Below are 18519 nucleotides of genomic sequence, written 5' to 3'. Positions count from 1 at the left end.
TCAAAGGTGGAACTAGTCAACGAGTTTCGCGTCGGCGTTCCGGCGGCCAAGACATGGGAGGTGCTCACCGACGTCGAGCGCGTCGCACCCTGCCTGCCCGGCGCCACGCTGTTGTCGGTCAACGGCGACGAGTTCACCGGCGCGGTGAAGGTGAAGGTTGGGCCGATCACCGTGTCGTACCGGGGCAACGCGGCGTTTCTCGAGAAGGACGAGGCGTCTCGCCGGGTGGTGCTCAAGGCAAGCGGCAAGGAGACCCGCGGCAACGGCAACGCGACAGCCGTCGTCACGGCTCAGCTCAAAGACCAAGGTGACGCCACTGATGTCTTGATCACCACCGATCTGACGATTTCCGGCAAGGCTGCGCAGTTCGGCCGCGGCGTGCTGGCCGACGTCGCGGGAAACCTCATCGCGCAGTTCGCCCGTGCGCTGGAAGCCGACATCCTCGGCGGCGCGCCGGCCGGGCAATCCTCCCAAGCGCCGACCACATCCGCGGCACAGAGTGACGCCGTCGAATCCGTCGACCTGCTGAAGGTGGTCGCGCTGCCCGTCGCCAAGCGGGCCGCGCCAGCGGCGGCGGCGCTGGCGGTCGGTGTCGCGGTCGGATTTCTGCTCGGCCGCAGAAACGGCCGCGCACAGGTACATCCGGTCGCGATCAAGACCGACGATCTGCTGACGGCCCTGTCGCGGTTGGTGTCATGAAAGCCGCCCCGTTCGCCTACCACCGGCCCGAAGCTGTCAAGGAGGCCGTGGATCTGTTGGCCGAATTCGGCGACGACGCAAAGGTTCTGGCCGGCGGGCAGAGTCTGGTGCCGATGCTCGCGATGCGGCTCACCCGTTTCGACAACCTCGTCGACATCTCCCGTATCGAGGAGCTGATCGGAATCGACGCCTGCGACGGCGAGGTGCGCATCGGTGCGGCGACCCCGCACGCGTTCGTCGGCATGGACGACGAGGTAGCCGAGTCGGTGCCGCTGCTGACCCTGGCGACGCCCTACATCGGCCACTTCCAGATCCGCAGTCGCGGGACGTTGGGCGGTGCGATCGCGCACGCGGACCCGGCGGCCGAGTATGCCGCGGTTGCGCTGGCACTTGATGCGCAGATGGAAGCTGTGTCGCCGCGAGGCGAGAGAGAGATCGCTGCCGACGCGTTCTTCACCGGCCTGTGGGAGAACTCACTGGCGGCCGACGAGATCCTCACCGCGGTGCGCTTTCCGGTCTGGACCGGCCGCACTGGTTTCGCCGTCGAGGAGTTCGCCCGCCGGCACGGGGACTTCGCGATCGCCGGCGCCACGATTGGGATCGCGCTGGATGACCACGATCGCGTAACCCGTTGCGGCATCGGACTTTTGGGTTTGGGCTCGACGCCACTGCGGGGGTCGCCGGCCGAGCACGCGATCACTGGGCGGCCGGTCGGCGACATCACCGCTGAGGAAATCGGCCAGCTGGCCGTCAGCGGACTCGACGACATTCCGGCCGACCTACAGGGCTCGGCCGCTTATCGAGCCAAGGTCGGGGCCACAATGGTGGCCCGCGCCTGGGAATCTGCGGTGCGGGAGGCAACCAATGCATGAGTGGTCGGTGCGAATGTCGGTCAACGGCCAACCCACCGAGGCGACTGTCGAACCGCGGCTGACGCTGGCTGACTTCCTGCGCGAGCGATGCGGACTGACCGGGACCCACCTGGGCTGCGAGCACGGCGCGTGCGGCGCCTGCACGGTGCTGGTCGACGGCCGTGCGGTGCGGTCGTGCCTGATGTTCGCCGTGCAAGCCGAAGGCATGGAGGTGACGACGGTCGAGGGTGTCAGCTCGCCTGACGGTGAGCTGACACCGGTGCAGTCGGCGTTGCGGGACTGCCATGGGCTGCAATGTGGTTTCTGCACACCGGGTTTCGTCATGTCGATCACTGCGCTGCTCAACGACAATCCGCATCCCAGTGAAGAGGAGATCCGGGAAGGCCTGTCCGGGAACTTCTGCCGCTGCACCGGGTACCAGGGCATCATCAACGCCGTGCAGCGAGCCGCCCAGGCATAGCGATTTCGGTGCGTTAACGTGCGCTCAGCGCCGGTTATCGCACCGAAATCTAGAACGCGCCGCAGTTCGGCGTCGTCGGCGCGCCGTTGAACCGGTCGGCGATCCACTGCATCGCGCGTTCACCGTCCACCAGCATCGGCAGTGCATGGTTGACGATGGCCTTGTTCAAAAACGGGGGCTCCTCGTTCGTCCAGAACTGCACGTCGGCGCCCTGGGCGCACCAGTCCCGGCCCAGCTGGTTGGCGCCGGTCCACGGCACCAGCGGGTCATAGCGGTTCGACAGGATGAGCACGGGCGCATTGGGTTTGAAGCGTCCGATGCGCTGCATCTCGAAGAGACTGTTGAACGGCTCCTCGTTGACCAATTCGTTGATGTCGCGGTTGAAGTACGGCTGCAGGTGCCGGAACATGAAGTTGAAAAGCGTTTCGGCAACGCATTGTTCGGCGACCTTGTTGACCATGTCTTCGCCGCGAGGCGTCAGCGTGGCGCGGATCGCGGCCTCGTGCTCCGGATACGTCGCCATCACGGAATTCAGCGCATATCCGACCGCGCCGACCAGCACGCTGCCGTCGGCGTACGGGAACAGCTCTTTGAGGTCTGCCGGCGGCGCACCCGCATAGGTGCCGACCACGTTCAGTTCCGGCGCGTATTGCGAAGCGAGTTCAGCCGCGGACGCCGCCGCGCCGCCGCCCTGCGAGTAGCCCCAGAACGCGACGGGTCCATCGGGCTGCAGCGACGTGCCGGGCAGGCGCTTGGCCGCGCGGGCGGCGTCGAGCATCGCATTGCCCTCGGCGACCCGGCTCACATACGTGTGCACTCCCGGGGTGCCCAGCCCCTCGTAGTCCGTCATGACGATCGCGAAACCGCGCGCGACCATTGTCGCGACGAACAGTTCCTCGTAGTTGAAGGCCAGGTCGGCGAATGGCGACCAGTGGATGCCCTGGTTGAACAGCCGCGACGGCGCGCACTGGTCCCCTTGGCCTTGGGTGCCTGGCCCGTACACCAGCAGCGGGCGCGGCCCATTGCCCGGCCAATCGTTGTACGGCTCGAAGTAGGTTCCCGTGACGACGTTCGGGCGGCCGCGAGCGTCGGTGCTGCGGTACATGATTCGCGTTCCGGTCGCCATGATGGCGCCCAGTTGTCCCGACGGTTCCAGCACCAGCCGCGACGGCTCCGAGCGGATCACGTCACCCGGCTGGCTTTCCGGCAGCGGGTCGGGCGGCGTGTAGAACTCGGCGTATGCGTCTTCGTTGAAGTACGGGTCGTGGCTGCGGTCAGCGGCGGCCGGCGGCGCCGTCAGCAGCAGCAGCACAACCGCGACAACGGTTGCCAGGCGTCGCACGTGGCTACTTTAGGCAACTTCCCGCGTCGACGGGCAGAGTTACGCCGGTGATGTAGCGCGCCTCGTCGGAGGCCAAAAACAGCACCGCGTTGCTGATGTCTTCGGGCTCCACCCAGCCGATCGGCAGCGTGTGCATCATCTGCGCGACCACTTTCATGTCGTCGGGGCCGGGGTTCTCCAGGTCGGGCCGGAACAGCTTCATCGTGCCCTCGTTCATGAACAGCGGAGTGTTCACGTTCGTCGGATGCACGGAGTTGACCCGAATGTTGTGCTGGCCCAACTCGACTGCAAAAGTTCGCATCAAGCCGACGACGCCGTGCTTGGCCGCTATGTAGTGGCCGGTGTGCGGATAGGCCTTCAGGCCGCCGACCGAACTGGTCAAGATGATCGAACCGCCACGGCCGCCGGCCAGGATGTGCGGGACGCCGGCCTTGACGGTCTTCCAGACACCGCCGAGGTTGACGTCGATCATGTCGGTCCAGTCGGGCTCGCTGGTCTTGTCAAGCGTCGCACCGCCGTTGCCGATGCCGGCGTTGGCGACGATGATGTCCAGCCGGCCCAGCTGCTCCACGCCCGCATCCACGGCGGCCTTGAGCGCGTCGTAGTCCCGGACGTCGACCTCGGCGGTGTAGATCCGGCGGTTCTGCGCCTTCACCAGATCGGCGGTTTCGGCCAGGTCTTCGGGCGTGGACAGCGGGATCTGCACCGTGTCGATCTGCCGGCAGATGTCGACGGCGATGATGTCGGCACCTTCTTGAGCCAACCGCACTGCATGGCTGCGGCCCTGTCCGCGCGCAGCGCCGGTGATGAACGCAACCTTGCCCTCGACTCGGCCAGCCATCGGAAACCTCATTTCACACGCATGTTGAGCAGTCGCTCAGCACTCTGTCACCCGCGCGCGCCCATGTCAATCAGCGATTTCGGGGCGTTACCGTGCGCTCAGCGCCGGATAACGCACCGAAATCACTGAACCTTGGCGGGCGGCCGGTAGAAGATCAGCAGCTGCCCGATGCCACCGGCCAGCCCCAGCCCCAGCGAGATCGCCAGACCAGCCCAGCCGTCCATCCAGTTGTGGCCGAAGATCGCCCAGTCCAGGCTCAACCGGCCGGCTCCGATCGTCGCGACGGCCACCGCGCTGAGCGCCAGCACCAGGTTGTATTCCCAGCCCTCCTTGACGATGAAAAAGCCGTTGGGCCGGTGCACGGTCCACGCCGCGACGAGCATCAGTGCGACGAACCCGGCCGCCGGGATCGGCGTCAGCAAGCCGACCGCGAGCCCAAACCCGGCCGCGGTCTCGGCGACCGCCGCGATGCGCGCATGCAGCGTCCCCGGCTTCATCCCGATGCTCTCGAACCACCGGGCGGTGCCGGGAATCCGGCCGCCGCCGAAGAACTTGTTGAGACCGTGTGCGGCCAGCGTCAGGCCCAACACCAGCCGCAGGATCAGCAAGCCGACATCGAGCGCATAGTCATGAGTCATGACAGAACCTCCTTCAGTCAACGGGTTTCGGGCGACGCCTGGGCCCCCGCGCAGGCAGACGACGTCGCCCTGATGATCGCCTGAACGGTGCGCCGGCACCGACCGCAATCCGCCCCGGCGCCGCATGCCTTTGCGACTTTGTTCGTGGTCGACGCGCCCTGCGCGACGGCCTCCGCGACCGTCTGGCTGGTCACACCGTTGCACAGGCACACGTACATCAGAGATTCTCGTCGATGCGCATCGCGTGCAACAGCTTGCCGACGAACAGCGGCGGGTAGGCGCCCGATCCGGCGCTGTGAATCCACTCCGCTGCGACGTCCGGATTGCTGATCCACCGGCGCGCATCGTCCTCGTCGTCGATCTGCTGAAGGACGAGGACCTCGTGTGCATCGTCGAAAGCCCGGAAAACCCAGGTCTTTTGGATGCCGGCGAGGCGCAGTCGATGCAGCCCCTGGTTGAACGTCTCGAGCAGCCTCGACACGTCGTCCACCGAGATCATCGCCGCGACCACGACGCTGGGTGCGGCGGGGGTCGCTGAGTCGGTGAGGTCGATGGCGTCGACGAGCTCACCGGCGAACACCGCGGGGATGTCGGTGACACCCACGGCGTCGAACCATTCGAAAAACACCCGGGAGCGCAGGAGTTCGACGATCGGCTCGTGGTTGCGTACGACGATGGAGACCAGGACGCGCCCGTGGTCGGCGGTCGAGGCGTGGACGAACACGTGGTGCGCGCCGATTTCGGCGAGAGCCGACTTGCGGCTCTCGAGGAGTCGCGGCACGCGCGCCGGGTCGGGGATGCGGTAGTCCGACGCGATCACCAGCGAGCGATTGGCGGCTCCCCCGGAGTCAGTCACTGGCTGGCAGCGGCTTGGCTTCTTTGATGGTCAGCGGGACATCGCCGATGGAAAGCGTTCCGGCGCCGGCCTTGGTCACCAGCACCTCGGCACCGCTTGGGTCGACGTAGCGCTTGCCCATGATGTTGCCGTCGGAGAAGTTGGGGTCGAGCTTGGCGTCACCGTCGGTGTCGGCGCCGAGTTCACGCATCGGTACCCCACCCGCGCGCAGGTCGTCGAGCCCGTCGCCGGTCTTGATCACGATGACTTCGGTGTCGCACACCTGGCTCTTGAGCCGAGTGCCGGTCTTGATCATTGCATTCTCCTCTTCGCGCAAGCGCTCATCGGCCCAATCCCTTCTTCTCCAGCAGCTCTTCGATCAGCTCGCGCCGCAACACTTTTCCGGTGGGCGTGGTCGGCAGCTCAGCACGGAACACCACACGATCGGGAGTGCGTGATCCGCGAAGACTCTTGCGGACGTGCGCACGCAGTTCGTCGGGATCCGGCTCGGCCCCGTCCACCGGCACCACCACCGCGACGATGATCTGGCCCCACTCGGCATCGTCGACACCCACGACCGCGACGTCGCGAACCAGCGGGTGTTCCACGAGCACGTCCTCGACCTCGGCGGGCGCGATGTTCTCACCGCCGCGGATGATCGTGTCGTCGGATCGGCCGCCGATGAACAGATAGCCGTCACTGTCGAGCACCGCGACATCCCGTGTGGGAAACCAGCCTTGCTCGTCGAGCACCGACCCGATCTCGGCATACTTTCCCGACACCTGATCGCCGCGCACGAACAGCTCGCCGGATTCGCCGGGGCCGAGCACGGTGCCGTCCTCGCCGCGGATCTGTACTTCGATGCCGGGCACGGGCCGGCCCACCGAGGCCAGCCGCCGCCGGACCGCCTCGTCGGTGGCCTGATGCGCCTCGCGGTGGTCTTCCGGCGTCAGAACGGCGATGGTAGAGCTGGTCTCGGTGAGCCCGTAGGCGTTGACGAACCCCACACCGGGAAGCAGGTCCAGCGCCTTGCGCACAAGCGGCAGAGGCACTTTCGAGCCGCCATAGGCCAGCGTGCGCAGCGTCGGCAGCGGCGTCGGCTGCGCCTCGAGCTCGCTGACGATCCGGTCCAGCATGGTGGGTACCACAGTGGCCGTCGTCACCGCCTCGTCGCGCACCAGCCTGATCCATTCTTTCGGATCGAACCTGGTGAGGTACACCATCTTTCGGCCCGCATACAGGTTCGACAACGCCGCTCCCACTCCGGCGATGTGGTACGGCGGCACGCAGATCAACGCGGCATCGCCGGGGTCCGCCGACGCGAACTCGACGGTTCCCATCACGTAGCTCGTCAAGTTGTGGTGGGACAGCTCGACCGCCTTGGGGCGCGACGTGGTGCCGGAGGTGAACAGCACGATCGCAACCGCGTCAGGGTCGGCGAACTCGGCAGCCGGTTCGCCGGCGCGCGCCATCGCGACGAAATCCCCGGAGCCGACCGACTTTACGCCTGCGCCGGCCACCATTGCGCGGTAGTCGTCGTCGAACACCACCAGCGGCTCTGGCAACCGGGCGATCAGCTCGTGCAAGCCCTCGGCGCTGAGCCGGTAGTTCAACGGCGTGAACGGGCGAGCGGCCCGGGCCGAGCCAAAGATCAGCAGCGGCAGCATCGTGCCCCCGGTGCCCACGTACGCCACGCTGGCGACGCCCGACTCGGCGATCACGCCGGCGGCACCGTCGGCAAGATCGCTCAACTCGCCGACCGTAAGCCGAGTGCCATTGGCCACCAAAGCTTCTCGGTCCGCGTCAGCCGATGCGGCCATCTCCAGCAGCAGCGAAATGCTCATGACACCGTCACACCGGCTTGAGTGACGAAATCAGCCATCTACCGTCAACTTTCGTCAGGGTGACCACCACGCTGCGCGACGCCATCGACGGCGCCGGGCTATCGAGAGTCGTGGTGGTCTGGTTGAGGAAGACCAGCACGTCGGCGGTGTCCGGACGCAGTTCACCCGACACTGCGGCCGCAGCCACGGTGGCGTTGGTCTTCATGACCTTCTGCTTTGCGATCGCCGCGACTGCGCTGGCGGCGTCGTGTTCGTACTGCCCCAAAAACTCGCCGGTCAGATGCGACTTCGCATTGGCGATGTCGCGGTCGACCGACGTCGACCCATAGGAGTAGACCGCGACGGTGCCCTCCGACGCTGCGACCACCGCCGCACGCGCATCTTCAGGTCTTGTCTGTCTGTCGGGCCAGTAGACGAAGTAGGCGAGCGCCGCGAGAATTATCAGCGCAGCGGCGACCCCGCCGATCCACAACGTGCGGCCGACGTTGTTTGGCCGGGCGAGGCTACGAAAGCGCTGCAGCCGGCCCGCGCGGATCTCATCGGCGGAGGGCGCCGGCTCGTGCGCCGTGGTCACGTCGATCTCGACGATCCCCCTGTCTGTTTCGTTGTCTGTCACGGCACGAACTCCACCCGCGACATCTTGAGTTGGTCGCCGTCGGGGCTGACCGTGACGCGGAAGCGGTAGAGGCGAGGTTGCTTGTTGCCCGCGGCGTTGGTGATCTCCTCGGTGGCGGCCACCAATACGACACCCTCGTTCTCCGACATCGATTCGACGCCCGTCTTCGTCACCGTGCCGCGAGCGACCACTTTCGACGCTTCGACGACCTTCACGAAATCGTTGGCCCGGACTTCGTAGTCGTCGCGGAAGCTGCCGGTCGAGTGGTCGATGATGCGCTGCACGTCCTCCTTGGCGTGGCGGTAGTCCAACGACGTCATCGCGGTGATTCCGTCGCTGGCCGCAGCGGCGAAGGTCGCTGCACGCTGGTTGCGAGCCGTGGCCTCGTGGTGTTGCCACAGGATGTACCCGCTGCCGGCCAGGCAGGCGAAAATCACCAGCGCGGCAAGGCTTTTCGCGGCAAAGGGCCATCCCGGGCGGCTCAGCCGCAGCCGCAGCGAACGGCGCCGAGGCTTTTCGGCGGGCAGGTCGAGGTCGATCAGATCAGAGTTGCCACTGCTCGACCGCAGTTCGGAAACCCGCGCCCGCGCCGCTGCGGCAGCGGCCTCCGCCTCTGCCGCCTCGGCTTCGGCCTGCTCGAGCAGCGCTCGGATGTCGGCTGCCGCGGCGTCTTCGGTGGTGGCGTCCGCGGCGTCACGGCTGACGCGCGTGGTCACGTCGTCACCGCCTCGGCCATGCGCTTCGTCGCCCATGAATCAGTCATACCGAACTCCGGTCTCAGTGGTCGGCCGCAAGGCCTTTGACCGGACAATTCTGCGCCGAGGGGCAGCCAGAACAGTGGCCCATCGGCCTCGGCCCTCCTCCGTGTCGGCGCTCGATTGGAGAACCACGTTATCACTTGCTGCTCATCACCTACCAGGCCAAGCGACTTCAGGGACACATAATCGAGGGTCTGGCTGCGGAAACATCATTTCCCGATTCCGCAAACATCACTTTCGCCGCCTACCGCAGGCGGTCTTTCTGGACCTTGCCGGTGGCATTGAGAGGCAGCTCCTCGAGGAATTCGACATAGCGCGGCACTTTGAAGCCGGCCATGCGCTCCCGGGCCCAGTCGATCAGCTCCTGGGCCGTGACAGGTGCCTTCGGCACCACGAACGCCTTGCCGACCTGCCCGAGTCGCTCGTCCGGCACCCCGATGACCGCCGCCTGCGCCACCGCGGGGTGCTGCAACAAGAACCCCTCGATCTCGGCGGGGTAAGCATTGAAGCCCCCGACGATGAACATGTCCTTCTTGCGCCCGACGATGCGCAAGCGCCCGGAATCGTCGAGGCTGCCCAGGTCGCCGGTGTGCAGCCACCCCTCGGGGTCGACGGCCTCGGCCGTCGCCGCCGGGTCGTCGAAGTAGCCCTGCATGACGTTGTAGCCACGCACCAGCACTTCCCCGTCGTCGGCGATCCGGACCTCGACGCCGTCGCACGGCAGCCCGGCGGTGGTGGCCCGGTCTTCGAACGAATCACCGGGCCGCGACAGCGTGACGTTGCCGGCCTCCGTGAGCCCGTAGCCGGTCATCAGCGTCTGGAACGGAAGCTCTTCGAGCACACGGCGAATCAGTTCGACGGGGATGTCCGCAGCTCCCGTCACGCCCGCCCGCAACGACGACAGTTTGCTCTTGTCGCGCACCGTCAGCAGTGAGTGATACAACGTCGGCGGTCCTGGCAGCATCGAAACCCGTTCGCGCGCAATGAGATCCACTATCCGGTCGATGTCGAACACCGCGACCGGCAACATTGTCGCACCCCGCAAGAAGGACGCGATCAGACCGGCCTTCAGCCCGAACGTGTGGAAATACGGGTTGATCATCAGATACCGGTCACCCTCGCGCAGATCGGCGAGCGTCGCCCATTCCTCGTAGGCCCGCAAGGTCTGCCGGTGATTCATCATCACGCCCTTGGGCCGGCCCGTCGTGCCGGACGTGAAGATGATGTCGGCGATCTCGGTGCCGTCGAGCTCGCTCACTCGCTGGTCGAAAGGCTGCCCGCTGGCCAGGAAGTCGGACTTGATATCGATCGCCGGTACGCCGGGCGGGACGTCGAATTCCTGGCCGAGGAAACCCTTTTGCACCAACACCAACTTCGCGCCGCTGCGCGTGATCACGTCGGCGGCTTCCGACGCCTTGAACCGGGTGTTGACCGGCACCAGCACTCCCCCGGCTGTCAGCAGACCGAACGCGGCGACGATCCATTCCGCGCAGTTGGGCGCCCAGATGGCCACCCGGTCGCCCTTGTTCACCCCGGCAGTTGCGAAACTGCCTGCAGCGCAACGGATCCGGTCGACCAGCTGTGTGAAGGAAAGGCGCAGCGGACCGTCGACGACGGCTTCCGCGTCGCCGAAGCGGTCCGCTGCGCTCAGGACCATCGCGGGGATGGTCCGCCAGCTAGGGCAGGTCACACCGTGACGAGGCGACCCAGATTACCGCCCATGATTTTGGCCTGATCCTCGACCGAAAGATGCTCGAGCGCGGTCACGAAGTGCGTCGGCTCCGCCAGCCCCTCGGGGTGGGGCCAGTCCGAGCCGTAGAGCACGCGGTCGACGCCCACCAGGTTGATCAGGTCGTCGATGCCCTCCTCGTAGAACGGGCTGACGTGGATGCGGTTCTTGATCTCCTCGATCGGGTTGCCGGGGAAGCTCTCCGGGGTCTTCTTGTAGACCTCGGCCATTTGGTCGAGCAGCGGGAACATCCACTTCGACCCCGCCTCGACGATGGCCACCTTCAGATCCGGGAACCGGAACAGCGCGCCGTGGATCACCCAAGACGCCACCGCGTCCTGAATCGGGCGCCACTCGTTGAGGATCGCCATCGCGTTGGTCTGGAACGGCAGCATCTCCTGGGCGGTGCCGTCCCACTCGGAGATGTAGCGCGAGTAGCCACTGTCCGAGGAGTGCATGCCGACCAGCACGTCGTACTCGATGACCTTCTGCCAGAACGGGTCGAACTCAGGCAGCGCGAACGACCGCGGCCCGCGGAACCCGGGCACCGGCGCCGGCCGGATGAGGATCGCCCGCGCACCGCGCTTGACCACCCACTCCAACTCCTCGATCGCCTTCTCGACGATCGGCAGTGTGATGACCGGTGTGGTGAAGATGCGGTTCTTGTAGTTGAAACCCCACACCTCGTCGAGCCACTGGTTCAGCGCATGGATGAGCACGTGGATCGCGACGGGGTCGTCGCGCAGCCGCTCCTCGATCAGGCTGGCCAGCGTCGGGAACATCAGCGTGCGGTCGACGCCGAGCTCGTCCATCTTCTCGAGGCGAGGACCCGGCTCGAAGAACGCCGGGATCGCCCTCATCGGCTCGCCGAACAGCTCGCGACGCGTCTTGCCCTCCGGATTGCCGAACTTGAAGTACTCCTCCCACGCCCCGGGCCGGGCGACCACCTCGAAGGTGGGATTGGGGATGTAGTTGCTGATCTGGCCGCGGATCGCGATCTTGGTGCGGCCGTTGACCTGGACGTACTGGACGACGTCCTTGTACTCCTTCGGCAGGTACTTGGTCAGCGCCTCCGGCGGCTCGTACAGGTGGTTGTCCGCATCGAACAGGGGAAACGGAATGTCGACCCGATGCGACAGTTGGCCCATGAAACTCTCCTTTTCTTCTCGAGAGAATCCTATTCTCACGCGAGTGGCGTGGCAACACGCTCGGGGCTGCCCGGCTCACGCGCTCACGCGCTTGCGCCTCACGTGCTCACGCACTTGCGCCTCACGTGCTCGCGAATGGCCGCCTTCTGGATCTTGCCGCTCGCGGTGCGCGGGTAGTCGTCGACCTCGTGCAGCTCCTCCGGCCACTTCTGCATCGCCACGCCGCTTGCCGCGAAGTGCCGGCGCACCTCGTCGAGCGTGGGCATGGTGTGCCCCGGCCGGACCCGAAGCACCGCCGCGGCGTGCTCCCCGAGCCGCGCGTCCGGGGCGGCCACCACGACGGCCTCGGCGACTGCCGGCATGGCCAGCAGCACCTCCTCGACCTCCAGCGCGCTGATGTTCTCTCCGCCGCGGATGATCACGTCGGACTTGCGGTCGGTGATGGTGAGGTAACCGTCAGCGTCGAGCACACCGACGTCGCCGGTCCGGTACCAGCCTTCGTCGTCGAACGCTGCCCGCGTCATCGCCTCGTCGATGTAGCCCAGGCACAGGTCGGGCCCGCGGCTGAAGATCTCGCCGTCGTCGCCGAGCCGGATCTCGACCCCGGGCCGCGGGCAGCCGTCGGTCAGCAGCCGCTTGTCCTCCGGGCCGTCGTGCGGCGTTCCGGTGACCGATGGGTGTTCGGTGCTGCCGTAGGACCGGAAGACGTGAATGCCGAGGTCGGTCAGCCGCCGCGTGACCGCCGCGGGCACGGTCGAGCCGCCGAGGCCGGCCGACTTCATGTGCTGCAGGTGCTCGTCGGTGAAGTCCGGGTGGTCGAGCAGGCTGGTGAAGAAGTACGGCGGGCCGCCTCCGACCGCCAGGCCCTCCCGCTTCATCAGCGCCAGCACCTCAGCAGGGTCCCAGTGGTCGACGAGGTCGATCGGCGCGCCGTCGATCACCGGTATCAGGAACGCGCCGAGCATCCCGATGAAATGCCCGACCGGCGCCGCGGTGAGCTGCCTGCCGCGATCGGGCGGATAGTTGGCGTGCAGCTGCCGGGTCTCGCACACGATCGTCTGATGGCTGTGGACGACGCCCTTCGGGTCGCTGGTGGTGCCGGACGTGAACGCGAGCAAGGCCGGCTCGGCGGGGTCGGCCGGCAGCGTGCCGGCCATCGGCTCGTCGGCGAGCAACCCGTCGAAGCGGTGCTGATGCTCTTCGCGCGAGCGTCCCCCGCAAGCGGGAGGTGCTCCCACATCGGCGCCGACCAAGCCGACGATCGGAACGTCGGCGCACAGGTCGCGCTGATACTCCATGCGGCCGAACCGTTCGGCGGTGATCAACACCCGCGGCTGTGCGGCACGCAGGATGTGTGCGAGCTCCTTGCGGCCGTAGAAGTGCACGATCGGCACTACCACCGCCCCGAGCAGCGCCGACGCCCAGAACGTTGCCGCCGCCTCCATCCAGTTCGGCAGCTGGAACGCGACCACGTCACCGGGTCCCACCCCGCGCGCGTGCAGTCCCGCGGCGAGTCGGCGCGCGATCCGCTCGACGTCGCGATACGTGCCCGCCCACGGCCGTACCGTGGAGTGCACCTGGAAACCGGTGTCGGGAAAGGCGGCAAGACCGCGGGCCAGCACGTCGCCGAGCGTCTCGCGGGTCCACCACCCCTCGTCCTCGTAACGCTTGGCCAATTCGGCGGGAATGGGCCGCGTGACGACGCTTCGACCGGCGATGATCATGACGTTGGAGATGCTATTCTCCCGCAGGGAGAATGCCAATATCGCATCGGAGAACGGTCACATGGTGGACGTGGAGGTCGACGACGGACTGGCCGTACTCACCATCGACCGCCCCCACGCGCGCAACGCGATCTCGTTGGACACGATGGGCGAACTCGAGAAGGCGCTCGACGATCTCGACGCCTCGGCGGACGTCCGGACGCTCGTCGTCCGGGGCGCCGGCGACAAGGCATTCGTCTCGGGCGGAGATCTGAAGGAACTCGCCGCGCTGCGAACCGTCGAGGATGCGTCCGCGATGGCGTGGCGGATGCGGACCATCTGCGATCGGCTGGCGCAGTTCCGCGCGCCCGTGGTCGCCGCACTCAACGGTCACGCGTTCGGAGGCGGCGCCGAAGTTGCAGTTGCCGCCGACATCCGGATCGCCGCCGAGGATGTCAAGATCGCGTTCAACCAGGTGTCGCTGGAGATCATGCCCGCCTGGGGCGGCGCCGAGCGGTTGGCAGCGCTGGTGGGGCCCGGACGGGCGCTGCTGCTGGCCGGGTCGGGCACCGCACTGAACGCCGCCGAGGCGCAGCGCATCGGTCTCGTCGACCAAGTGGTGCCGCGGGCGTCGTTCGACGACGACTGGCGGACGCTGGCCCGGTCGCTGGCAAACCGCCCAGCGGCCGAGATCAAGCGCGTAATCAGCGGTGTTTCGCCCGACGAAGCGGTAGCCTCTTTTGCGCGGCTGTGGGTTGGGGACGAACACTGGGAGGCCGCTGAACGAGTGATGAGGCGCGCCAGATGACTCGGACCATCGCGGGTGCGGTGTCGGCGATAGTGCTCGCGGCCACCGCGATGTGCGCAGCGGGCCCGGCAGATGCCGACGACGACGTGGTCGTCGCTCCCCTTCATCACGTGAAGTACACGCTCACGGCGCAGAACCCGATCTATGCGGAGATCTACTACCTCGACCACGAGCCTGCGGTCTTCGCCGACTGGAGCCACAACCCGTACGAGTTCATGCCGAACGTCGAAGCCGACATCGGGCCCGGGCACCCGTGGTCGTTCGAGCTGGATCTGCAGAAGCCGGAGTGGTGGGCGATGGTGATCGCCAACACCGGTTCAGAGCCCGGCACGCCGAACTTCCATTGCGAAATCGCGGTCGACGGCGTCGTCAAGGTCCGCAATGACGGCGCGAAGGGCGTGCTCTGCTCGATGCGCACCTGGTAGCTCAGCGGTGCCGCGCGTCCGACGGCTCGCCCTCCAGCCGGCGAAGGTAACGCTCCACCACTTCCACCGTTTCCGCGTGGCCCAGTGACACGCCGAGACCCTTTTCCATCGCCAGCACCGTCGACAGGCTGGTGAACAGCACCGACCACACGATCGGCGGCATGGTTTCCGGGTCGGCGTCGTAGCGCGCCAGCGCGGTCGCCAACGTCCGCCACTGCTCCTCCCGGAATCGTTCGGCGTAGTGCGCGATCTCGGCCCGCATCGTCTTGCGGTGGTTCGCCAGCGCCGCGAACTCCATCATGAACCGGCTGGTGGCGGCGTCGGTGCTCAGCCGCCACAGCGCCCACAGCGGCTGCGACGAATCCAATGCCTCAGCCTGCGCCTTGAGGCCTTGCTCGGCGCGGCGCCGGAACACCTCCAAAAACAGGTCTTCCATCGTGCGGAAGTAGTAGTGCACGAGTTGCGGCTTGAGCCCGGCGCGTTCGGCCAGGCGCCGGGAAGTGACTGCGGCGTAACCCTCTTCGAGTATCAGCCGCTCGGCGGTGTCCAGCAGCACGCCGCGGTTCTTGGCGTCCGCAGCGCCGATTCTGCGACTCGATGTCATCGCACCTCGCTCTTGCCTTGACCTCGCCCCGGCACCATGCTAAGCAGATGCACAGCATACGTCGCTCGGGCCTATCGAGTGAGGGCTTCAGGAGGCAATCACACTTATGACGAACTTCGACGGGGTCGACTACTTCACCGACCCATCGCTCATCCCTGACCCTCACCCGTACTTCGATCACCTGCGTGGCCAGAATTCCACATGTTGTCCGATCAACAACGGCGTGCTGGCCGTCACCGGCTGGGAGGCGGCGAACGCCGTCTACAAGGACGTCGAGTCCTATTCGTCGTGCGTGGCCGTCGCCGGGCCGTTCACCCCGATCCCGTTCACGCCCGAGGGTGACGACATCTCTGCGCTGATCGAGCAGCACCGCACCGAGATCCCGATGTACGAGCACATGGTGACCATGGACCCGCCGTACCACACCGACGCTCGATCGCTGCTGAGCCGACTGCTGACGCCCAAACGGCTCAAAGAGAACGAAGACTTCATGTGGCGGCTCGCCGACCGCTACATCGACGAGTTCATCGACGATGGGAAGTGCGAATTCCTGGCCGCGTATGCCAGGCCGTTCTCGCTGATCGTCGTCGCCGACCTGCTCGGGGTGCCCGAGGAGGATCACGAAGAGTTCCGTACCAACTTCGGCGCCGAGCGGCCGGGTTCACGCATCGGCGGACTCGACCACGAGCCGATCGCCACCAACCCGTTGGAATGGGCCGACGAGAAGTTCAGCTACTACATCGAGGACCGGCGCAAGAACCCCCGCGACGACGTGCTGACCGGGTTGGCGACGGCGAAGTACCCGGACGGGTCCACGCCCGAAGTGACCGACGTGGTGCGCACCGCGACATTCCTGTTCGGCGCCGGACAGGAGACCACGGCCAAGCTGCTGTCGGCAGCGCTGCGTGTGCTCGGCGACCGTCCGGACATCCAGCAGCAGTTACGCGAGGACCGCAGCCGCATTCCGAACTTCATCGAGGAATGCCTGCGGATGGACAGCCCGGTCAAGAGCGTGTTCCGGATGGCTCGCCGGTCCACGACGCTGGGCGACGTTCCGATCCCCGCCGGCACCACCGTGATGGTGAGTCCCGGTGCGGCCAACCGCGATCCGCAGCGATTCGACAATCCGCACGAGTTCCAGCTCGACCGGCGCAACGTCCGCGAGCACATCGCGTTCAGCCGCGGCATCCACTCGTGTCCGGGTGCTCCGCTGGCGCGAGTCGAGGGCAGGGTGTCGATGGAGCGCATCCTGGATCGCCTGGCAGACATCACCATTGACGAGGAAAAGCACGGCCCGGCCGGTCAGCGCAACTACACCTATGAGCCGACGTTCATCCTGCGCGGGCTCACCGAGCTGAACATCAAGTTCACGCCCGTGAAGTAGGCGCGCGGCTAGGTGTCGCCACGCAGCCAGAGCGCCTGGCCCTCTACGGGCACGCAGGTGAGGAAGAGCCCGTCGGGCGCTTGCGCCACGCCGTTTTGATAGTTGTTGCAGTCGGTGTTCTCGTCCTTGATGCCGAACATCGACGGCGACCGGAACCAGCGCGGCTCGTAGCGCCGCGGCGACCCGCAGAACACCAGCCGGCCCCAGTCGGTCACGCCGAACACGTAGTAGGTGGTGTTGTCACACGGCGCTCCCAAGACGGCTCCTGGCTGGATGCCTGGCGTGCACGCCGGCACGTCGCAGACCGTCGGCCCGGCCGCCGCCGGTGGTGCCGCTGTGAGCAATCCAGCCGCCAACAACCCCGTCCCGGCAAGCGCGCAGAGTTTCACGTCGCTACTCTGACATAACCGAGAAGGAAGTTCTTCATTTTGGAGAAGATTTGCCGGGCCCCCGGTGATAGGGTGGCTGCTCTTGCACCGCAACCAGCGACGAAGTCGCCCGCGCACGGGAGGAGCGAGTAAGCAAGTGTCGCCGCGGAAGCGCCGAGCAACGGTGCTCGACGCGAACCCTGAGGGCTCGATCGGCGTCGAGGAGATGCCGATCGAGGACGCCGCGACATTGGCGCGGGAAGCGCAAGCTCGCGCCGATGCCGCCCGTGCCCGGGCCGAGGAACTACGGCGGCAGGTCGACGAGGCGGCGCGCGCCGACCGCCGTGCGCGCCGGCGGTCACGCCGCCCGGCAATCCTGGCGAAGGTGGCCCGAGGCGCCGCGGTGCTGGTCGTCGTCGCCGCGCTGGCCTCGACTGGATGGATGCTCTGGCATGTACGCGATGTGGACCGCCATCGGCAGCGGGAAGCGGAGTTCGCCGCGGCAGCGCGCCAGAGTGTGGTCACCATGATGTCGCTGGATCCGGCCACGGTCAGGCAACAGATGCAGCGCGTCGTCGAAAACTCGACCGGGCAATTCAAGCAGGCCCTGCAGGCCGGTGGAGCAGACGAGATCGCCAAGGGTGTCGAGCGGTCCGGGGTGCGCACCACACTCGCGGTGAAAGCAGCGGCCGTCGAGTCGATGACCGACGATTCGGCCGTGGTTCTGGTCGCCGCGACCTCCGACGGCACCACCAGGGACAACCAGAAGCTGCCGTCGGCGACGTGGCGCATCAGCGTGTCCCTCAAGGAAGACGACCACCAGCTCAAGACCTCACAGTTCGAGTTCGTCAATTGACCACCGACCAGTCCCCCTCCGATGTCGACGACGCACGCGTCGACGAACCCGCGCGCCCGCTGAGGACGACGGCGCTCGTGCGCATCGCGAACTGGGTGCAAGCACGATGGCGCTCGATCGCGCTTGTCGCGCTCGTGCTGCTGGCAGTCGTGCTGGCCGCTCTTGTGTACGTCGAGCAGTACCGGCCCGAGCAGCTCACCGATCAGCGCGCACGCCAGTCCGCCGAAGACGCGGCCACAAAAGGCGCCGTAGCGGTGTTGTCGTACTCGCCCGACAGCCTGGACAAGGACATCGCCAATGCCAAGTCGCATCTCACCGGCGACTTTCTGGCCTACTACACCAACTTCACGCAGCAGGTCATGGCGTCGACTGCGCGAGACAAGCAGATCACGACCACAGCAAACGTGGTTCAGGCGGCGGTGGAAGACATCACGCCCGATTCGGCCAAGGTGCTGGTGTTCGTCGACAAGACGTCCGAAAGCAAGGCACAGCCCGCCCCGGTGCCCAGCCAAGCCGCCGTTCGTGTCACTCTCTCGAAGGTCGACGGGTCCTGGCTGATTTCCGCGTTCGAGCCGCTCTGAGCGCCCCC

At 66.7% G+C, this 18519-nt stretch carries 21 protein-coding genes and 1 pseudogene; 8 read left to right on the top strand and 14 right to left on the bottom strand.

Annotated features, from left to right (window positions below; all coding sequences use genetic code 11):
- Positions 1 to 6: 6 nt before the first annotated feature.
- From AC5Y4N_RS14245 to AC5Y4N_RS14235, 3 genes are read left to right on the top strand one after another with little or no spacing between them, the layout of a single operon-like run.
- The gene (locus tag AC5Y4N_RS14245; protein ID WP_499908889.1) at positions 7 to 699 is read left to right on the top strand and encodes an SRPBCC family protein; all 693 of its coding nucleotides are present in this window, start codon (positions 7 to 9) and stop codon (positions 697 to 699) included.
- Complete coding sequence (locus tag AC5Y4N_RS14240; protein ID WP_499908892.1) at positions 696 to 1571, top strand: FAD binding domain-containing protein; 876 nt, start codon at positions 696 to 698, stop codon at positions 1569 to 1571. The genes AC5Y4N_RS14245 and AC5Y4N_RS14240 overlap by 4 nt, the downstream gene beginning before the upstream one ends.
- Complete coding sequence (locus AC5Y4N_RS14235) at positions 1564 to 2031, top strand: (2Fe-2S)-binding protein (protein WP_499908894.1); 468 nt, start codon at positions 1564 to 1566, stop codon at positions 2029 to 2031. Before AC5Y4N_RS14240 ends, AC5Y4N_RS14235 begins: the two co-directional genes overlap by 8 nt.
- A gap of 49 nt (positions 2032 to 2080) precedes the next feature.
- Here the strand turns inward: AC5Y4N_RS14235 and AC5Y4N_RS14230 are convergent, their stop codons facing one another.
- The 12 genes from AC5Y4N_RS14230 to AC5Y4N_RS14175 all read right to left on the bottom strand — a co-directional run bounded on the left by AC5Y4N_RS14230 (position 2081) and on the right by AC5Y4N_RS14175 (position 13506).
- Positions 2081 to 3373: a lipase family protein gene (locus AC5Y4N_RS14230; protein WP_499908896.1), complete on the bottom strand. Its 1293-nt coding sequence runs from the start codon at positions 3371 to 3373 to the stop codon at positions 2081 to 2083.
- Positions 3374 to 3377: 4 nt separating this feature from the next.
- On the bottom strand, positions 3378 to 4214 hold the full coding sequence (locus tag AC5Y4N_RS14225) for a mycofactocin-coupled SDR family oxidoreductase (protein ID WP_499908898.1): 837 nt from the start codon (positions 4212 to 4214) through the stop codon (positions 3378 to 3380).
- 122 nt (positions 4215 to 4336) lie between these two features.
- Positions 4337 to 4852, bottom strand: a complete 516-nt coding sequence (locus tag AC5Y4N_RS14220; RefSeq protein WP_499908900.1) for a DoxX family protein — start codon at positions 4850 to 4852, stop codon at positions 4337 to 4339.
- Positions 4853 to 4869: 17 nt separating this feature from the next.
- A complete protein-coding gene (locus AC5Y4N_RS14215; protein ID WP_499908902.1) occupies positions 4870 to 5070 on the bottom strand; it encodes a (2Fe-2S)-binding protein in 201 nt (66 codons plus the stop codon).
- Entirely contained in the window at positions 5070 to 5708 is a 639-nt protein-coding gene (locus tag AC5Y4N_RS14210) for a fatty-acid--CoA ligase (protein WP_499908904.1), read from the bottom strand. The genes AC5Y4N_RS14215 and AC5Y4N_RS14210 overlap by 1 nt, the downstream gene beginning before the upstream one ends.
- Positions 5701 to 6003, bottom strand: coding sequence for a hypothetical protein (locus AC5Y4N_RS14205; protein WP_499908906.1), 303 nt, complete (start codon positions 6001 to 6003; stop codon positions 5701 to 5703). Before AC5Y4N_RS14205 ends, AC5Y4N_RS14210 begins: the two co-directional genes overlap by 8 nt.
- Before the next feature lie 25 nt (positions 6004 to 6028).
- On the bottom strand, positions 6029 to 7531 hold the full coding sequence (locus AC5Y4N_RS14200) for a class I adenylate-forming enzyme family protein (RefSeq protein ID WP_499908908.1): 1503 nt from the start codon (positions 7529 to 7531) through the stop codon (positions 6029 to 6031).
- 7 nt (positions 7532 to 7538) lie between these two features.
- Positions 7539 to 8147: an Rv1363c family protein gene (locus AC5Y4N_RS14195; protein ID WP_499908910.1), complete on the bottom strand. Its 609-nt coding sequence runs from the start codon at positions 8145 to 8147 to the stop codon at positions 7539 to 7541.
- Positions 8144 to 8899, bottom strand: a complete 756-nt coding sequence (locus AC5Y4N_RS14190; RefSeq protein WP_499908912.1) for an Rv1363c family protein — start codon at positions 8897 to 8899, stop codon at positions 8144 to 8146. The genes AC5Y4N_RS14195 and AC5Y4N_RS14190 overlap by 4 nt, the downstream gene beginning before the upstream one ends.
- 250 nt (positions 8900 to 9149) lie before the next feature.
- Entirely contained in the window at positions 9150 to 10595 is a 1446-nt protein-coding gene (locus tag AC5Y4N_RS14185) for a FadD3 family acyl-CoA ligase (RefSeq protein ID WP_499908914.1), read from the bottom strand.
- Complete coding sequence (locus AC5Y4N_RS14180; protein WP_499908916.1) at positions 10592 to 11782, bottom strand: amidohydrolase family protein; 1191 nt, start codon at positions 11780 to 11782, stop codon at positions 10592 to 10594. The genes AC5Y4N_RS14185 and AC5Y4N_RS14180 overlap by 4 nt, the downstream gene beginning before the upstream one ends.
- A gap of 98 nt (positions 11783 to 11880) precedes the next feature.
- The gene (locus AC5Y4N_RS14175) at positions 11881 to 13506 is read right to left on the bottom strand and encodes an AMP-binding protein (protein WP_499908918.1); all 1626 of its coding nucleotides are present in this window, start codon (positions 13504 to 13506) and stop codon (positions 11881 to 11883) included.
- Positions 13507 to 13567: 61 nt separating this feature from the next.
- Here AC5Y4N_RS14175 and AC5Y4N_RS14170 point away from each other — a divergent pair, with 61 nt between their 5' ends.
- Entirely contained in the window at positions 13568 to 14293 is a 726-nt protein-coding gene (locus AC5Y4N_RS14170; protein ID WP_499908920.1) for an enoyl-CoA hydratase/isomerase family protein, read from the top strand.
- Positions 14290 to 14718, top strand: a complete 429-nt coding sequence (locus tag AC5Y4N_RS14165) for an Rv2576c family protein (RefSeq protein ID WP_499908922.1) — start codon at positions 14290 to 14292, stop codon at positions 14716 to 14718. Before AC5Y4N_RS14170 ends, AC5Y4N_RS14165 begins: the two co-directional genes overlap by 4 nt.
- Here the strand turns inward: AC5Y4N_RS14165 and AC5Y4N_RS14160 are convergent.
- A pseudogene (locus AC5Y4N_RS14160) lies at positions 14637 to 15322 on the bottom strand (TetR/AcrR family transcriptional regulator); the annotation flags it as partial. The gene AC5Y4N_RS14165 and the pseudogene AC5Y4N_RS14160 sit on opposite strands and share 82 nt — an antisense overlap.
- A gap of 106 nt (positions 15323 to 15428) precedes the next feature.
- Here AC5Y4N_RS14160 and AC5Y4N_RS14155 point away from each other — a divergent pair.
- Complete coding sequence (locus tag AC5Y4N_RS14155) at positions 15429 to 16706, top strand: cytochrome P450 (protein WP_499908924.1); 1278 nt, start codon at positions 15429 to 15431, stop codon at positions 16704 to 16706.
- A gap of 8 nt (positions 16707 to 16714) precedes the next feature.
- Here AC5Y4N_RS14155 and AC5Y4N_RS14150 read toward each other — a convergent pair whose 3' ends face one another.
- Positions 16715 to 17095, bottom strand: coding sequence for a hypothetical protein (locus tag AC5Y4N_RS14150; protein ID WP_499908928.1), 381 nt, complete (start codon positions 17093 to 17095; stop codon positions 16715 to 16717).
- Between the two features lie 136 nt (positions 17096 to 17231).
- Between AC5Y4N_RS14150 and AC5Y4N_RS14145 the strand changes: the two genes are divergently transcribed.
- Positions 17232 to 17930, top strand: coding sequence for an Rv1363c family protein (locus AC5Y4N_RS14145; RefSeq protein ID WP_499908930.1), 699 nt, complete (start codon positions 17232 to 17234; stop codon positions 17928 to 17930).
- Positions 17927 to 18511: an Rv1363c family protein gene (locus AC5Y4N_RS14140; RefSeq protein WP_499908932.1), complete on the top strand. Its 585-nt coding sequence runs from the start codon at positions 17927 to 17929 to the stop codon at positions 18509 to 18511. Before AC5Y4N_RS14145 ends, AC5Y4N_RS14140 begins: the two co-directional genes overlap by 4 nt.
- Positions 18512 to 18519 lie beyond the last annotated feature (8 nt).

The organism is Mycobacterium sp. NGS19 (genome assembly GCF_059813155.1).
The sequence above is the reverse complement of the archived record's forward strand: the minus strand, read 5'-3'. Positions and strand labels throughout refer to the sequence as shown.